At 63.6% G+C, this 14,921-nt stretch carries 13 protein-coding genes and 1 pseudogene; 8 read left to right on the forward strand and 6 right to left on the reverse strand.

Annotation, left to right across the window (positions count from 1 at the left end; all coding sequences use genetic code 11):
• Positions 1 to 41: 41 nt before the first annotated feature.
• Positions 42 to 590 carry a hypothetical protein gene (locus LDZ24_RS27175; RefSeq protein WP_248324441.1) on the reverse strand — a complete coding sequence of 183 codons (549 nt, stop codon included), beginning with the start codon at positions 588 to 590 and terminating at the stop codon, positions 42 to 44.
• A gap of 352 nt (positions 591 to 942) precedes the next feature.
• On the opposite strand from LDZ24_RS27175, the gene LDZ24_RS27180 reads away from it, so the two are divergent.
• Entirely contained in the window at positions 943 to 1,242 is a 300-nt protein-coding gene (locus LDZ24_RS27180; RefSeq protein WP_206470620.1) for a hypothetical protein, read from the forward strand.
• Between the two features lie 18 nt (positions 1,243 to 1,260).
• Here LDZ24_RS27180 and LDZ24_RS27185 read toward each other — a convergent pair whose 3' ends face one another.
• Positions 1,261 to 4,014 carry a bifunctional diguanylate cyclase/phosphodiesterase gene (locus tag LDZ24_RS27185; RefSeq protein ID WP_248324442.1) on the reverse strand — a complete coding sequence of 918 codons (2,754 nt, stop codon included), beginning with the start codon at positions 4,012 to 4,014 and terminating at the stop codon, positions 1,261 to 1,263.
• Between the two features lie 313 nt (positions 4,015 to 4,327).
• Here LDZ24_RS27185 and LDZ24_RS27190 point away from each other — a divergent pair, with 313 nt between their 5' ends.
• The 5 genes and pseudogenes from LDZ24_RS27190 (at position 4,328) to LDZ24_RS27210 (ending at position 7,828) form a co-directional block, all read left to right on the forward strand.
• The gene (locus tag LDZ24_RS27190; protein WP_248324443.1) at positions 4,328 to 4,750 is read left to right on the forward strand and encodes a hypothetical protein; all 423 of its coding nucleotides are present in this window, start codon (positions 4,328 to 4,330) and stop codon (positions 4,748 to 4,750) included.
• 20 nt (positions 4,751 to 4,770) lie between these two features.
• Positions 4,771 to 5,151 carry a hypothetical protein gene (locus LDZ24_RS27195; protein ID WP_248324444.1) on the forward strand — a complete coding sequence of 127 codons (381 nt, stop codon included), beginning with the start codon at positions 4,771 to 4,773 and terminating at the stop codon, positions 5,149 to 5,151.
• 223 nt (positions 5,152 to 5,374) lie between these two features.
• Positions 5,375 to 6,171 (forward strand): annotated as a pseudogene (locus tag LDZ24_RS27200) (DUF4118 domain-containing protein).
• A 2-nt stretch (positions 6,172 to 6,173) separates the two neighbouring features.
• The gene (locus LDZ24_RS27205) at positions 6,174 to 7,055 is read left to right on the forward strand and encodes a carboxylesterase (protein ID WP_248324445.1); all 882 of its coding nucleotides are present in this window, start codon (positions 6,174 to 6,176) and stop codon (positions 7,053 to 7,055) included.
• The gene (locus tag LDZ24_RS27210; RefSeq protein ID WP_248324446.1) at positions 7,052 to 7,828 is read left to right on the forward strand and encodes a MipA/OmpV family protein; all 777 of its coding nucleotides are present in this window, start codon (positions 7,052 to 7,054) and stop codon (positions 7,826 to 7,828) included. Before LDZ24_RS27205 ends, LDZ24_RS27210 begins: the two co-directional genes overlap by 4 nt.
• A 30-nt stretch (positions 7,829 to 7,858) precedes the next feature.
• Here LDZ24_RS27210 and LDZ24_RS27215 read toward each other — a convergent pair whose 3' ends face one another.
• From LDZ24_RS27215 to LDZ24_RS27230, 4 genes are all read right to left on the reverse strand, one after another.
• Positions 7,859 to 9,091: a multidrug effflux MFS transporter gene (locus tag LDZ24_RS27215; protein ID WP_248324447.1), complete on the reverse strand. Its 1,233-nt coding sequence runs from the start codon at positions 9,089 to 9,091 to the stop codon at positions 7,859 to 7,861.
• A 134-nt stretch (positions 9,092 to 9,225) separates the two neighbouring features.
• Positions 9,226 to 10,191 carry a bile acid:sodium symporter family protein gene (locus LDZ24_RS27220; RefSeq protein WP_175945907.1) on the reverse strand — a complete coding sequence of 322 codons (966 nt, stop codon included), beginning with the start codon at positions 10,189 to 10,191 and terminating at the stop codon, positions 9,226 to 9,228.
• A gap of 295 nt (positions 10,192 to 10,486) precedes the next feature.
• Positions 10,487 to 11,179: a heme-binding protein gene (locus LDZ24_RS27225; protein WP_241270105.1), complete on the reverse strand. Its 693-nt coding sequence runs from the start codon at positions 11,177 to 11,179 to the stop codon at positions 10,487 to 10,489.
• Between the two features lie 220 nt (positions 11,180 to 11,399).
• Complete coding sequence (locus LDZ24_RS27230; RefSeq protein WP_248324448.1) at positions 11,400 to 12,053, reverse strand: TetR/AcrR family transcriptional regulator; 654 nt, start codon at positions 12,051 to 12,053, stop codon at positions 11,400 to 11,402.
• A gap of 166 nt (positions 12,054 to 12,219) precedes the next feature.
• Between LDZ24_RS27230 and LDZ24_RS27235 the strand changes: the two genes are divergently transcribed.
• Together LDZ24_RS27235 and LDZ24_RS27240 are read left to right on the forward strand one after the other, a co-directional pair.
• On the forward strand, positions 12,220 to 13,350 hold the full coding sequence (locus tag LDZ24_RS27235; RefSeq protein ID WP_248324449.1) for an HlyD family secretion protein: 1,131 nt from the start codon (positions 12,220 to 12,222) through the stop codon (positions 13,348 to 13,350).
• Entirely contained in the window at positions 13,343 to 14,920 is a 1,578-nt protein-coding gene (locus tag LDZ24_RS27240; protein WP_248324450.1) for an MDR family MFS transporter, read from the forward strand. The genes LDZ24_RS27235 and LDZ24_RS27240 overlap by 8 nt, the downstream gene beginning before the upstream one ends.
• Position 14,921: the final 1 nt, after the last annotated feature.

Genomic DNA, 14,921 nt, shown 5'->3' on the forward strand with positions numbered 1-14,921 from the left:
TTCAGTGGGGACGCGCTTGTTGCGAAGTCCTTCGGCTAGCCTCACCGCGCGGGCGTGTTGCCGGTCGGAATGCGTACGGTGAGCGGCTCGGGATAGGCGCCGGTCAGCGAGAAGGTGCTCTCGGTCGGCCAGCCGTATTCCGTGACTGGCGTGCCCGATGCCGCGCAGGTAAAGGTCGGACCCGACCGCACGGACCCGATCAGGATCGGCGCGGAGTTGGTGGCAGGCGCGACGTACAACGTGACGTCGTGGCCTAGCCGTATGGTGGTCGATGGCCGCACGCCTGTCGTCAATGTGATGACCGGCGTGCCGCTGCAGTCCGTCGACGTGAAGTCGGCTACGTTCATGCCCGACCATCTGAATTGCGTCGCCGAATAAACGGTCTGCGGCCCGCCGTCGCCCGAGACGATCACGCGCTCGATGGGCACGAATGCGATCGCGCCATTGACGGTGAGATAAAGGCCGGGCCCGCCGTAATCGTCCAGTGGTCCGACGAACTTGCCTTGCGCGTCGAACACCAGGGGCGTCTCGCCCGCGAAGGAAGCCGTCAATTGCAGCAGCAATAAGACTGAAACGACGAAAGCACGCATGTCTCCACCTCTTATGTCAGTTGCGGGCATTGCCGAATGAGCAAGCGATCGGGCAACCGTATGCGTTAGGATAGAACGACTGCGACGTATTGCAAAGTAAAAGAGTCAGAACGCACAAACAGGCTGACGCTTCGTCGAGCTGAGAGTCTTCGTTTAGCACGGTCGAACTATTCGATTATTGCTAGCCGATGTGAGACGGTCGGTGCGCGCTTAGATGACCGAAGGAAGCACATGCGATACTGCTGCGCCGCATGAAGGACCGTATGACAAACGCTGGTCTGCTCGTCCGTAGGGGTATCCGTGGATGCCGGCACCGGAGCACCTATACTGGACTACGCAACGGGAGCCAGTCATGAAACAGCTAGTGCTTGTGTTCGCCGCATTGTGCGTTGCAACGCCGTTCGCTCTGGCGCAGTCGCATCCGAGCCCGGAGACGGATATGCGCGCGCCCCACAACAACCCGAAGCTGATGCCGAACGCGCCGCTCGGCAGCGAATATCCGTCGCACGGCAACGTGCAAGCAGGCGAGTTGAACCTCAACCCGGCGGACCCCCGCGCACAGATGGTCAACGGCCTGCCCAACAATGCGAACGACGGCGGCTATGGCGCGCCGCTCGCCGGCAACAAGGCAAACGTCCCGCCGCGCGACTGAGCGTATTCGGTAGCGGTTCTACGCAAACGCTTCGACGGCCTCATTCCCGGACCTGCTCAGCGCCTGGCGCGCCTGCGGCGCAGGCATCGGGCGTCCGGTGAGGAAGCCCTGTACTTCGTCGCACTCGTTGTCGGCGAGGAAGGCAAATTGTTCGATGGTCTCGACACCCTCGGCGACGACACGCATCCCCAACGTATGGGCCATCGCCAGCACGGCCTTGACGATGACCTCATCGATCGTCGACTTACCGATGCCCTGAACGAACGACCGGTCGAGCTTGATGCAGTCGGGCTTGAACTCCCGAATGTAATTGAGGCTCGAGAAGCCTGTGCCGAAGTCGTCGATCGCGATCGATACGCCCATTCGTCTGATCGCGTTGAGCGCGACAAGGGCGGCCGGCGTCATCAACACGCTCTCGGTCACTTCGAGTTCGATGTTGCGCGGACTGACGCCGACCTTCGCAAGCGTCCTCTCCACCGTGCTTGCGAAGTCGGAATGCAGAAACTGCATGGCCGACACGTTGATCGAAACGACGATGTCCGAATAATCCCGCGCCCAGTCTTTTGCCTGAAGACATGCCTGTTCGAACACCCACTCGCCTATCGGCACGATCAGCCCATTCTCCTCGGCGAGCGGTATGAAGACAGCGGGGCTAACGAGTCCGCGCTCACCATCGAACCATCGCAACAGCGCTTCGAATGCGACCGGTTGGCCACTCTCCAACGCGACACGCGGTTGAAAAACCAGCCGCAACGCATCGGTCTGAGCGGCACGGCTGAGATGCTTCGCGAGCTCGACACGCTCGGCGTCGGCGGTCGCAATCGACTCGTCGTAGACCACGAGCGCGCTCTGCCGGGAACGCTTCGCGTGATACATCGCCGCATCGGCGTAGCGAATCAGCGTGCTGGCGTCAATCGCGTGATCGGGGAAAATGGCTACTCCAGCGCTCGCGTTCGAAGCGACGCACTCACCGCCCACGCGCAGATTCGCGTTCACCGACGCATGCAGCGCCTTCGCCCTGCCGATCAGTTCGTCGATACCCGAGCGCCCGACAAGCAACGCGACGAACTCGTCGCCGGCAAAGCGCGCCACGACGTCGTACTCGCCGACGCTGCGCGATAGTCGCCGCGCGACCTCCTTGATGACCTCGTCGCCGCACACATGGCCCAGCGAATCGTTGATCTCCTTGAAGTTATCGAGGTCGATGAAGAGGATCGCTATCTGACAGGCTGACGTCGAGGCCGTGCAGAGCAGGTCTGACAACCGTGCATATAACGCAGACCGATTGAGCAACCCGGTCAACGGATCGAGGCTTGCCTGCAACTGCAATTGCTCCTGATCCCTGATCCGGTCCGTGATGTCGCTGAACACGGCGACCGTGTGTGTCGTTCGCCCATGCTCGTCGAGCACGGGCGATATCTGACGCTGCGCCCAGAATCGCGATCCGTCTCGACGGCGTCCCTCGACGACCGTCGCGGCTTTGAGACGATCCGCAGTCGATGACGTGGCATCGAGCAAAGCCGCGTCATTCATGCTTCCGGGCAGGACGTCGGCCGCTTCTTTGCCGAGAACGTCCGCGACAGGCAGCCCCGTGAGCCGCTGAAACGCAGGGTTCGCGTAGATCACCTGCACAGCGTCTTCGGTGGTGGTTTGCAGAAGGACGACGGCATTGTCCGACGCGTCCAGCGCTCGACTGCGAATCCTCAACTCCTGTCTTGCCAGTTCGTGCGCGCTGACGTCGGCTGCCGTGACGAAACACGCTTCATGGCCGGCATAGTTCAGAAGATGGTACGAGACATCGACATGAATGATGTGACCGTCCAGACGCGTATGCCTGCGCACGCCGCCCGACCCTGCCGGCGCGCTTGCCGCGATATACATCTCCAGGTCTTGCCGGAATTGCTGTCTATCCTCCGGCGGACGCAGGTCGTCGGCGGTAATCTGCATCAGCTCGCTGAGACTGCCTCCGTACTGACGCTGCGCCGCTGCGTTGGCGGTGAGCACGCGTCCCGTATGAATGTCGAAGATGAGCATTGCCAGCGGATGCTGCGCGAAGTACTCGATAAAGCGGTCATGTGCTTCCCTCGCAACGATCCTGGCCGCGCTGCTCGCGAGCGACGCGCGGTGCGCGATCACGAGCGCGTAAGCCAGCAAGATCAAACCCGTGGCGAGCGCGACGGCGAACGTGACCTTCTGCCGAACCAGTTGCGCTTCCGCCGTGAGTTGCATCGTTGCGAGCTTCGACCTCTGCGCCAGTTGCAGTTCGGAGAGCCCATGCATGATCGACTGAAGCGTCTTGTTGGCCTTCTCCAGTTGCGTCGAATCGACGCCTCGGCTCGCGCCAGGGCCGCGCGCGCTCGTCGCGGCCAGGTCGAGTTGCGATGCCCACAGGCTGGTGTCTCTGCGCAGCGTCGATAGCTGATAGAACGATGCCTCGTCGTCGTTCAGGAAGCGCTGAAGCAGATCGTACGAGCGCATGGCTTCGACGGCACGCGACACCGGCCAGGCGAGCGATCGAAACCGCGCGCTGCCGACGCCGGTGAGGAAGTCCGCGTTCGCGTCGATATGCAGATTGGCGATCAGTTCCAGTTGCGAACTGACCGTGAGCGCTTGTCGCAGCGCGTCTTCCTGTTGCGATCGCGATCTCGCCGCGAAATAGCACGTCAGCGCAGCGAACGACGCAACTGCAAACAGAAAGATGACCGCTCCGAAAAGCCGGCCTCTTTTGGAGCCTCGAAGGCCCCGCACGAACCGCCGCACGTCTTTTTTCATTGCCACTTGCCGAACGCCAAATCTTTTGTAGTAGTGCGCGATGCGATGCCTTGAATGCGAATGCCGCTTCGAATCGCACCTGGCTCGCCCGACTGCCGTAGACCACTTAAGGAACGGCCTATCTCCGAACACTCTTATCGGCTGCTTATCCGTTTAGTTAAGTCAGGAGTCGTCCGTTTCGCGAGGCCGCGAAACGCGAACGAGTAAATCGTGCCGGTCATGTGCGCGATCATCGGTAAAACAGGGTTTTCATCAATGCGCGGCGTCGTTCCTTCCGACGATACTCAGGCACCACTTCTCGTCGGAGCACACCATGTCGCAAACGTTTCTCTCGCATCAGGAAATCTTTGAACGAAGCATCGACCACCTTCTCACGCAAGGATCGGCTTCGCTGCTGCCGCGAGGCGGTGGTGCTTACCGCGGACGATGCGGTGGCTGTCCCGTCGGCGCGCTGGTGCGGCCGGGCGACTATCGCACTGCCATGGAAGGCGTGCCGGTGCGCTTCATTCTCGCGGACCCGACGCGCGTTCCGGCTTATATGGATGTGGGCGTCGCCGCGCTCAGAAAGGCGCTCTTGCGGGCAAGGATCAACGTGTTCTCACCAGAAACGGTCGAACTGTTGAGCTGCTTGCAGAACGTACACGACGTTTTCGGCATCTGGGAGTGGGAGGACCGCCTGCGTTCCATCGCGCGCCAATTTGGCCTCTCGGCCGAGCGCTTGCAGCGCGCCGCCTAGTGAATCAAAGGCAACGCATCATGAAAGACCTGACGGAAATCTTCGCGAAAGTGCGGTCGCATCTGCTTGCGCAGCAGGCCTTATCCGTGGATGACGACGGAACCTGCCGCCTGCGCGGGCAAGACGGCCGCCGATGCGCGATCGGCATCCTGATCGATGACGCGCACTACGGTCATCCGCTGGAAGGCCTCGGAATCAGCTATTACAAGGCGGGGCAAGACGGTCCGCTACTGCGCGCGCTGGCGATGTCCGGTGTCGACGTCTATCGCGCGGAAACGTTAGCGCTACTTCACGACCTGGAAGATCTGCATGATGCAGGGGACGTCGCAGACTGGCCGCTTCAGCTTTCTGCTGTGGCCAAGCGTCACGCCATAGCGCTGACCGAGGACGCGATGGTTTGACGGCGCAAGGCGCGGCGACAAGGGCCGCGCCTTCATGCCCGTGCCTCGGCATCGTCCTAATCGGCGATAAGCAGTCAGATCAACCCCCAGTTCTGGGAATTCGGCGATCAACAAGAACCCTATAATCGCACGATACTACGCACCGCTCTCGATCTGACTGCGCGGCAAGCGTCCCGCTCTATCGCCCGGGCCAGGCAAAGAACATCAAAATCGCGTCGAACGCATGCAAATCAAAAACTCCAGACGGTGGGCGCCGCGCGGAGCAAAGAGGTGGCTCATCGCCGGAGCAGCACTTTTTGCCGCCGGCATCATCAGAACGATGCTGCACCCGTTGCTCGGTCCCGTCATGCCCGGCGCGGCTTTCCTGATCGCTGCGGCGCTCGTTCAGTACTATTGCGGCCTCGCGCCCGCCTCGTTCGTGATGTTGGCCGGACTCGTGATCGCCGACTATCTGTTCGTGGCGCCGTACGGGCGCATCGACGTCATCGACGCTTCCGACTTCCGGCTGCTCATCTCCTATCCGCTCATCACGATCGTCGTCATCACGCTCATGAGCGCTTGCGACGCGCGCAGTATCGCGCCGAGCTGCTCGCGGCGGTCGCGCAGTCGCGCTATGAAATGCTGCTGCGTCACGACAACGAGCGGCTCATCGCGCGTCGCGCCACGGACGAAATGCATCGCATGCTGCATCACATCGCGCAATACAATCGCTCGCTCGTCGTCATCAAGGCGCTCGACCTGGCGAACGGCGTGTCGCCCGGCAGTGTCGTGGCCGCGGCGACTGCCACGCGCAACGGCGTCTTCGACGACACATCGTTCGGCTCAGGCATCGCGTACGGGACGAAGCATGCCGAGGCGCACGAGGAGGATCTTGCCCGCGTAAGCGTTCGCCTGACGCCGGGGCATCACCGCATCCGTTTCCGGTCCGGCGGACGCGAGGACTGGCAACCCGTCGAGTGCGTGTGCGAGCGCTTCGTCACGCCGTCGGGCGACTTCCTGATTCTGCGAGCAGAAGACTGACTATGAACGCGCCCGAGTTTTCGTCGGCACACGGCCACGATCACGCCGTTTTACTTCTGCACGGCCTCTCCAGTTCGCCGCTCGAACTGCGTTTCCTCGCGCGATTTCTCGCCGACGAAGGTTTCGCGACGCATACGCCGGAATTGCGCGGATACAGCGCGGGCACCGGACACGAAGCGATGGAAGGATGGATCGATGCGGCCATCAACGAGTTCGACGCGCTCGCCGCCCGCTATCGCCACGTTTCCGTATGCGGGCTTTCGATGGGCGCGACGCTCGCAGCCGCCGTCGCGCAACGACGCCCGGACGCGCGCGCGTTGTTGCTGCTGTCGGTCACGCTCGACTATGACGGCCGGGCGATACCGTGGTACCGCTTTCTGCTCGACTATCTCTACTACACGCCGTTGCGCTCGCGCTACCGTTATCGCGAAGAGGAGCCGTACGGCCTGCGCAACGAGGCGTTGCGCTCGAAGATCGCGCGCGCAATGCAGAAGAATGAAATCAGTGAGGTCGGTCCCGCGTCCATCGCCATGCCGGCGCTGCACGAAGCGAGCCGCCTCGCTCACGCGGTGCGCAAGGAGCTCAAGGGCATCACGACGGACTGCCTCATCATTCACGCCATCGACGACGAGACGTCGAGCCCGCATAACGCCCGCTTCGTCGGCAAGAACGTCGGGGCGTCGTTCCTCCGCACGATCTGGCTCGACGATTCATATCACATGATCACATCGGATAACGAGCGCGAAGTCGTCGCGCGGGAATGCGCGCTCTTCTTGCGCGAAAGCGCGGCAGCGTCGGAATCGAACCATGCGCCGACGCCGGTCGTGTCGCGCGCCCTCGCGCGCCGGTTGCGGCAACTGGCGACCGTTGCGAGGAAAGCATGAATCGCACGTGCGCGGTCGCGGCGGCACTCGCCCTCCTGCTAACGGCCACTGCGCACGCGGCGAACGCTGATGAGCCGCCGCCCGCCAGTGACTGGAAGGTGTCGATCGGGCCCGGCCTGTATGTCTTTCCGAAGTATCCCGGCTCGTCGAAATTGCAGGTCCTGCCGTTCCCGGTTCAGGACATATCGTGGAAGGAACGCATCTTCTCGCAAGGCCCGGACGTGCTCGGCGTGAATGCGTTGAAGGGCGAGAACTATCACGTCGGTGCGTCGCTGAGCTTCGATTTCCAATCGCAATCCGCCTCCGACGACTCCCGTCTGAAGGGCTTGCCTGATGTCCACTACGGCCCCAAGCTGCGGCTTTTTGCAGACTACACGTGGTGGGCGTTCACGGGCGCGGCTGCCGTATATCAGGATATAGCCGGAACGGGGCAAGGTCTCACCGCGATGACGGATCTCTATATGTCGGCTCCGTTGGGCAAGCTCTTGCTCTCCGTCGGACCGGGTCTGACGTGGGCGAACGCGGCTTATACGAGGACGTTTTTCGGCGTCAGCGCGCAGGAAAGCGCCGCGTCGGGCTTGCCTCAGTACGCGACGCGTTCCGGCTTGCGCGATATCCACCTCGGCCTGAACGCTACCTACACGATGAACGCGCACTGGTCCGCCGATGTCACGGCGCAAATCGGACGCCTCGAAAAATATGCCGGCGGCAGTCCGATCACCGAGCGCCGTCTCGATCTCAACGGCGTGGCGTCTGTTGCATATCACTTCTGATGCCGCGAGGCGAGCGATAGTCGCGCGAGACTAGGCGTTGGCCTGCGTTTCCAGATGGCGCAGCAGCTTGCCCACCATCCATACGACGGTCATTCCGACCAGCACGAAGAACGCGGCGAGCGGCGTCAGCACCTGCACCGAGACGAAGCCCGCGAGTCCCATCATCGCCGACGAAACAAGCAGCAGCGCGCAACCTAGAATCGCGCTCGTCAGCCCCGCGATGTGCGGGAACAGCGAATTGCCTTTCGCCATGAGCGTCGGATACATCGCGCCGGCGCAAAAGCCCATCACGAGCACGGGCAGCGCGAGCGTCCATACGCGAAGGCCGACGGTCAACGCGAGCAGCAGCATGACGGCCGACGCAGCCGCCATTGTCCATGAGCCGATGCGCAGCCGCGCTTCGGCGCTCGGCAGACGCGGACCATGCACGCGGTTCGACAAGCCGCCGAAGAAGTACATCATGCCGATGCCGAGCGCGAGATAACCGAAGTACGTCGGCGGCTTGTGCAGCGTGTTCTGGACCATGAACGGTCCGACGATATTGAACACCAGCAGAATGCTGTAGCAGAGGCCCTGCGCGAGAAAGCAGCTCTGAAACACCGGACTTGCGAGCACCTTGCCCGCGTTCGCCATCAGCGTGCGAGGCTCGAGCCGCACCGGCCGCCGCAACGTCTCGCGATAACGCCATACGAGCGCCCACATCACGATCGAATAAATGAGCAGGAAGACGAGGCACGCCTTCCAGCCGAACGCGGTCTGCAGATGCGCGCCGATCACAGGCGCGACAATCGGGGCGAGCCCCCACGCGATCGAGATATACGTGAACGCGTGCATCAACGCGTGGCCCGAGAACGAATCGGTGATGATGGCCTTCGCGAGCAGATTCGTCGCCGCAATGCCGAAGCCTTGCAGGCAGCGCGCGATAAGAAACGTTTCGAGGTTCGTCGCGGCGAGCGACAGCAGGCAGCCGAGCGTGAAGACGACAAGGCCGAACGCGAGCACGCGCTTGCGGCCGTATGCGTCCGCCACCGGTCCGAGCGTCAGTTGGCCGAGCGCGTAGGCCGCCATGTAGCCCGAGACGCTCGACTGGATCGCTTGCGGCGAGGTCGCGAAATAGCGCGCCATCGCGGGCAGCGCGGGCACGTAGATGTCGATGGCAAGCTGCCCTGCCGATGCGAACAGACACACGAGGAACAGCAGAAAGCGCGGCGAGTTCGCCGGGCGCGCGGCGACGAACGTGCCGTCCAGATGAGCAGGGTTCATGAAAGCGACGAAAGCGACGAAGGAGCGGATGCCGTGACGAGGCATCCGCCGGTTCAGATGGAATGAGGCTTGGAAGCGGCGTCAGCGCGTATTCTGCCTGTCATCGCGCGATGCCGCCGAAGGCGCCACGTCCGCTATGCGCCGCTGCGGTTAGCGGCGACGCGTTGCGCGTCGGCATCGCGGGTCGATCCTTTCGCCGGACGCCCCGCCCAGTGGCCCGCGAGCATGGAGCCCGACAGGTTGTGCCACACGGAAAAGAGCGCGCCGGGCAGCGCGGCAATCGGTGTGAAGTAGAGCTTGCCGAGCGTCGCGGCGAGACCCGAGTTCTGCATGCCCACTTCGATCGCCAGCGTGCGGCAAACGGCTTCGTCGAAACCGAGCAGACGCCCGCCCCAGTAGCCGCCGAGCAATCCGATGCCGTTGTGCAGCACCACGCCGAGCGCCACGACGACGCCGACCGACGCGATGCTCTTCTGCGTTCCGCCGACCACCGCCGCGATGATCAGCAGGATCGACACCATCGACACGAGCGGCAGCACCGGCTCGATCTTGCGCACCAGCTTGCCGAAGAAATGATTCACGATCAGCCCGACGATGATCGGCAGGGCGACGATCTGCAGAATGCTCATGAGCATGCCGTGGACGTCCACGGCGATGGACGCGTCGACATAAAGGCGCGTGAGCAGCGGCGTCGCGAACACGCCGACGAGCGTGGAGAGCGCGCTGATCGTCACCGAGAGCGCGACATCGCCGCGCGCCAGATAGATCATCACGTTCGACGCCGTGCCGCTCGCGACGCTGCCGACGAGCACCATGCCCGCGGTGAGATCGGGCGGCATGCGCAGCGCCTTGGCGATAACCCAGGCGGCGAGCGGCATCACGAGATAGTGCAGCACGATGCCGGCGACGACCGGCGCCGGACGCGTGAAGACGCGCCGGAAATCGTCGATGGAAAGCGTCACGCCCATCGACAGCATGATGATGGTGAGCAGCGTCGTCACGTGCGGCGCGATGCCGGTGACCGATGACGGCGAGAAGTACGCGGCAACCGAAGCAAGTACGGCCCAAAGCGGGAAAAGACGGGTAATGCGGGCAAGCATGTGGTGCGGTCCTCGAATGTCGTGGCGTGTATGTTCTGGGCGAACGTCGAGCGCAGCAGCCGGCGCGTGATGCCCGGAAGGCGTCACGGCGACACGTTTCGCTGCGTCGGATGGCAAAGCGCGGCGTGGGTTGCGGGCCGCGTGTGGGACGAAATGCTTGCCTTCGTGGGGCGAATGCCCGTTGACGATGCCGCGCCGCGCGGGTCACGCGCGACGCGGCCATTTGGCGGGCAAGGCCCGTATTTTACCGGCGCCCGCCCGAAGTCCGCGCACCGCCCTGACAGGCGATGCCGATTCAGCGCGTCGACTCGATGGCTGCGGGGCTCAGATCGGTCGGAAAGCAGTGGGGATGTTCGAATCCCATCGGCGAGGCGCCCGTCGAATAGATGATGTTGTCAGTGTTGTTCGGCCCCTGCCCGCGCGGCACGTTGCCGAGTCCCGCGAGCTTGCGCATGCGGTATGCGATCGCATGATCCGCGCAGGCGCTGTCGCCGCTCACGCCCAGACCGCCGATCACCTTTCCGCCCGCATAGAGCGCCACGCCGCCGCCGAAGGTGATTACGCCGCCGAGCGTGCGCCCGATGCCGCTGCCGTGTTCCAGAAAGCGCGCATCGAACGGATTCGAGTTGTTCAGACCGTAGAGCGAGCCGCCCGGCTGCGTGGCCGCGTAGAGATTCGCCGTGGAGAGCGCGAGCGCATCGTTGGAGAAGCCGTTCGCCGTGTACGCCTTCGCAATGGCGATGGCGCGACTGCCGGGCCACGCGTCGCCCGTCTTGATGACGGAGCACAAGTGTCCTTCGCGATCCACGACCGCGGCCCACATCCGGTTCGGCTTGAAAATGCCGCCGTTGCCGTCGCCCGCATTGACGACTTTGGCCAGTTGATTCTCGACCAGCGAGACGGTTCCTTGGGGAAGCATGCAACGTCCCTGCGGATAGTCGTCGTAGCCGTACGCGTGAGCGAGCGGCGACACGAGTGCAACGGACATTGCGGCGGCCAACGAGTAAGACGCGATCATGCGCATGGCGATTCTCCCGACGTATTCACGATTTAACTACACGAGTGAAGCACTAAACCGATCGCTGCCTAACAAGATAGGATGCCTTAGTGAATAGAACGAACGTTGTTTCTTCGTCGTAAACCCTGAACGAAGAAGCGCGCGCTGCCTACGCAAGGCTCGTAGAAAGCGCGCTGTAATCGGAAGAAAGTCAGCCCGACACGGACGCTTCCACCACGGCGAGATAGGCCGCCAGCGCCCGCTTGACCTCGCGTAGATAGCGCTTCGCGAGTTGCACGTCGCCCATCGCGGGACGCAGCTTGATGGCGAGCGCGCCGCTCGCGAGCGCGCGCAACATGTCGACGTAAAGCGCGCGCTCGGCGGGCTTCACGCTCGCCATGCGCACGTCGATCACCTTCCGGAGCGTGCCGGACTCGCGCTTGGTCTTGTCGTCGTGCGGCATGACGGACATGAGGATGAGGCAATCCGGGTGCTGCTCCAGATACGTGATGTAAGGCGTCATGATGCGGTCGATCACCGCCTCCGACGACAACGTGCGCCACGTCTCGGTGTCGATCTTATCGAGCGCGTCGTCGATCTCGCCCATCGCCGCTTTGTGCCGGTCCCAGAGCGCGCTCAAGAGACTCTCGCGGTCCGGAAAGAAGTGATACATCGAGCCGATCGGCGTCTGCGCGCTGCGGGCTACGCCATGCATGGTCACGCCGGCGAGACCTTTTTCCACAATCAGATCGGCCGTCGCGTCGAGCACCGACTCGATGCGCGCGCGCCCGCGCGCCTGCAATGGCGAACGCGCGCTGTTCGCGCGTTCAGGCGCATGCGGGTCGTGATCCTGTGACTTCGTCATCGGGTCTCCAATCGTCGAACGAAACTAGACGCATCCGTCTACAATCATGCATACTAGACGATGCCGTCTAGTTTGGCGAGCGTGCCGCAAATGTCGCGGCCGCGCCATCGGATGCAGGTTCATTACGGCCGCCTTGCAGCGCGGTCATATCGAGGTTGGAGAAATCATGGCAGTTACAGCACCTGCACAGGGCGGCGAATCGAACGAGTCGACCCAACGCAAATCGTCGCGGCGACGCGTGCTGTTGCTCATCGTCGGCATCATCGCCATTGTCGCGGGCCTGATCTGGGGACTGCGCTGGTGGACGGTCGGCCGCTTCATCGAGAGCACGGACGACGCGTATCTTCAGGCAGACAGCGTGACCATCGCGCCGAAGGTAGCCGGTTACGTGACCGACGTGCTCGTCGCCGACAATCAGGCGGTGGCGGCGGGCGCACCGCTCGCGCGGCTCGATACCCGCCAGTATCAGGCGTCGCTCGATCAGGCCAAGGCCACGCTCGATGCGCGCGCCGCCGACATCCAGCGAGCCGAGGCGGAACTCAAGCAGCAGCACGCGAATGCCGACCAGGCCAAAGCGCAAGCCGAGGTATCGCGCGTGAGCCTCGCGCATGCCGAAGACGACGTGCGCCGTTATCGGCCGCTCGTCGCCACCGGGGCGGAAACCGAGGAGCGGCTCGCGAGCCTCGTGAGCACGCGCGATCAGGCTCGCGCGACGCTTGCCGCGAATCTGGCTGCGGCACGCTCGGCGGCCACGCAAATCGGCGCGACCGAGGCGCAGATCGTGCAGGCCCGCGCGCAGATGGAAGCCGCAGAGGCGCAGATGAACCAGTCGAAGCTCGATCTCAACGACACCACGCTGTATAGCCCGCTCGCCGGGCGCGTCGGCGACCGCACCGTGCGCGTCGGCCAGTACGTGCAGCCGGGCACGCGTCTGATGACGGTGGTGCCGGTGCAGAGCGTGTATCTCGAAGCGAACTTCAAGGAAACGCAAGTGGGCCGCATGCGCGTCGGCCAGCCGGCGACGCTGCACGTCGATGCGCTGAAGGGCACCGAGCTGCACGGCGTCGTCGAGAGCTTCTCGCCCGGCACCGGCGCGCAGTTCGCGCTGTTGCCGCCGGAAAACGCCACCGGCAACTTCACGAAGATCGTGCAGCGCGTGCCGGTGCGCATTCGCATCGACACGGGGCCGCAAACGCGTCAGGTCCTGCTGCCGGGCCTGTCCGTGACCGTCGACGTGGACACGAAGTCGGCCACCGATGACAGCAAGCGCATCGCAGCCGAGAACCATCATGACTGAGGCAAGCGCGAACGCGCCGGCACGCGCCACCGCGACAGACTGGATCGCCGTGACCGCCGGCGCGCTCGGCGCGCTGATGGCCACGCTCGACATCTCCATCACGAACTCGGCGCTGCCGCAGATCCAGGGCGAAATCGGCGCGACCGGCACCGAAGGCACGTGGATCTCCACCGGCTATCTGATGTCGGAAATCGTGATGATCCCGCTCGCCGCGTGGCTCACGCGCGTCTTCGGTCTGCGCAATTTCCTGCTCGGCAACGCGGTGCTCTTTACGATGTTCTCCGCCATGTGCGGCCTTTCGCATTCACTGCCGATGATGGTGGCCGGCCGCATCGGCCAGGGCTTCACCGGCGGCGCGATGATTCCCACGGCGCAGACCATCATCCGCACGCGGCTGCCGCGCGAGCAGATGCCGGTGGGCATGACCATCTTCGGCCTGATCGTGCTGCTCGGCCCGCTCATGGGGCCGGTGGTCGGCGGCTGGCTCGCCGAAAACATCTCGTGGTCGTGGTGCTTCTTTCTGAACTTGCCGGTGGGCGTCGCGCTGGTGGCGCTGCTGCTTTCCGGCTTGCCGTCCGAGAAGTCTCAGTGGGACGCGTTCTTCAAGGCCGACTGGATCGGCATTGCGGGTCTCGCTATCGGGCTCAGTTCGCTCACGGTCGTGCTCGAAGAAGGCCAGCGCAATCAGTGGTTCGAGTCGAGCGAAATCGTGTTGCTCTCGTGCGTCGCCGCGTTCGGCATGGTGCTGATCGCCGTGTCACAGGTCATTGCGAAGCGCCCGATCGTGCGGCTCTCGCTGTTGCGCAATCCGCGCTACGCGAGCGTCATTCTGATCGTCTTCGCCGTCGGCGCCGGACTCTATTGCGTGTCGTTTCTGCTGCCGCAGTTCCTGAGCATCGTGGCAGGCTACAACGCGCTGCAGTCGGGCTCCATCATGCTGATTTCCGGCGTGCCCGCGTTTCTCATCATGCCGGTGCTGCCGCGCCTGCTCGGCAAGGTGGACTCACGCGTGCTCGTGATCGCGGGCCTTCTCTGCTTCGCCGGAAGCTGCCTGCTGGACATTTCGCTGACCGCGCAGAGCGTCGGCCACGACTTCTTCTGGTCGCAGATTCTGCGCGGCATCGGCCAGATGCTCGCGATGATGCCGCTCAATCAGGCGTCGATGGCCGCGGTGTCGCGCGAAGAATCGGGCGATGCGGCCGGGCTCTACAACATGGCGCGCAATCTCGGCGGCTCGGTCGGGCTCGCGATCCTCGGCACGGTGATCGACCGGCGCAACGACTTTCATAACGCGGCCATCCGCGAATCCGTGACGGCGAATTCGGTCATCGGGCAGGAGCGCATCGCCGGAAGCGCCGCGAGTTTCTTCGCGCAGACCGGCGACATGGCGCACGCGAAGTTGCAGGCGCTCGGGCAACTCTCGATGCAGATCGGCCAGCAAGCCGTCGTCATGACGTACTCCGAAACGTTTTACGTGCTCGCCATCGCGCTGCTCGCCTGCCTGCCGCTCGCGATGTTGCTGAAAACGCCGTCGTTCAAACCCGGCGAAGCGCCGTCCGCCGGACATTGAA

Source organism: Caballeronia sp. Sq4a (genome assembly GCF_023170545.1).
Lineage (GTDB): Bacteria > Pseudomonadota > Gammaproteobacteria > Burkholderiales > Burkholderiaceae > Caballeronia.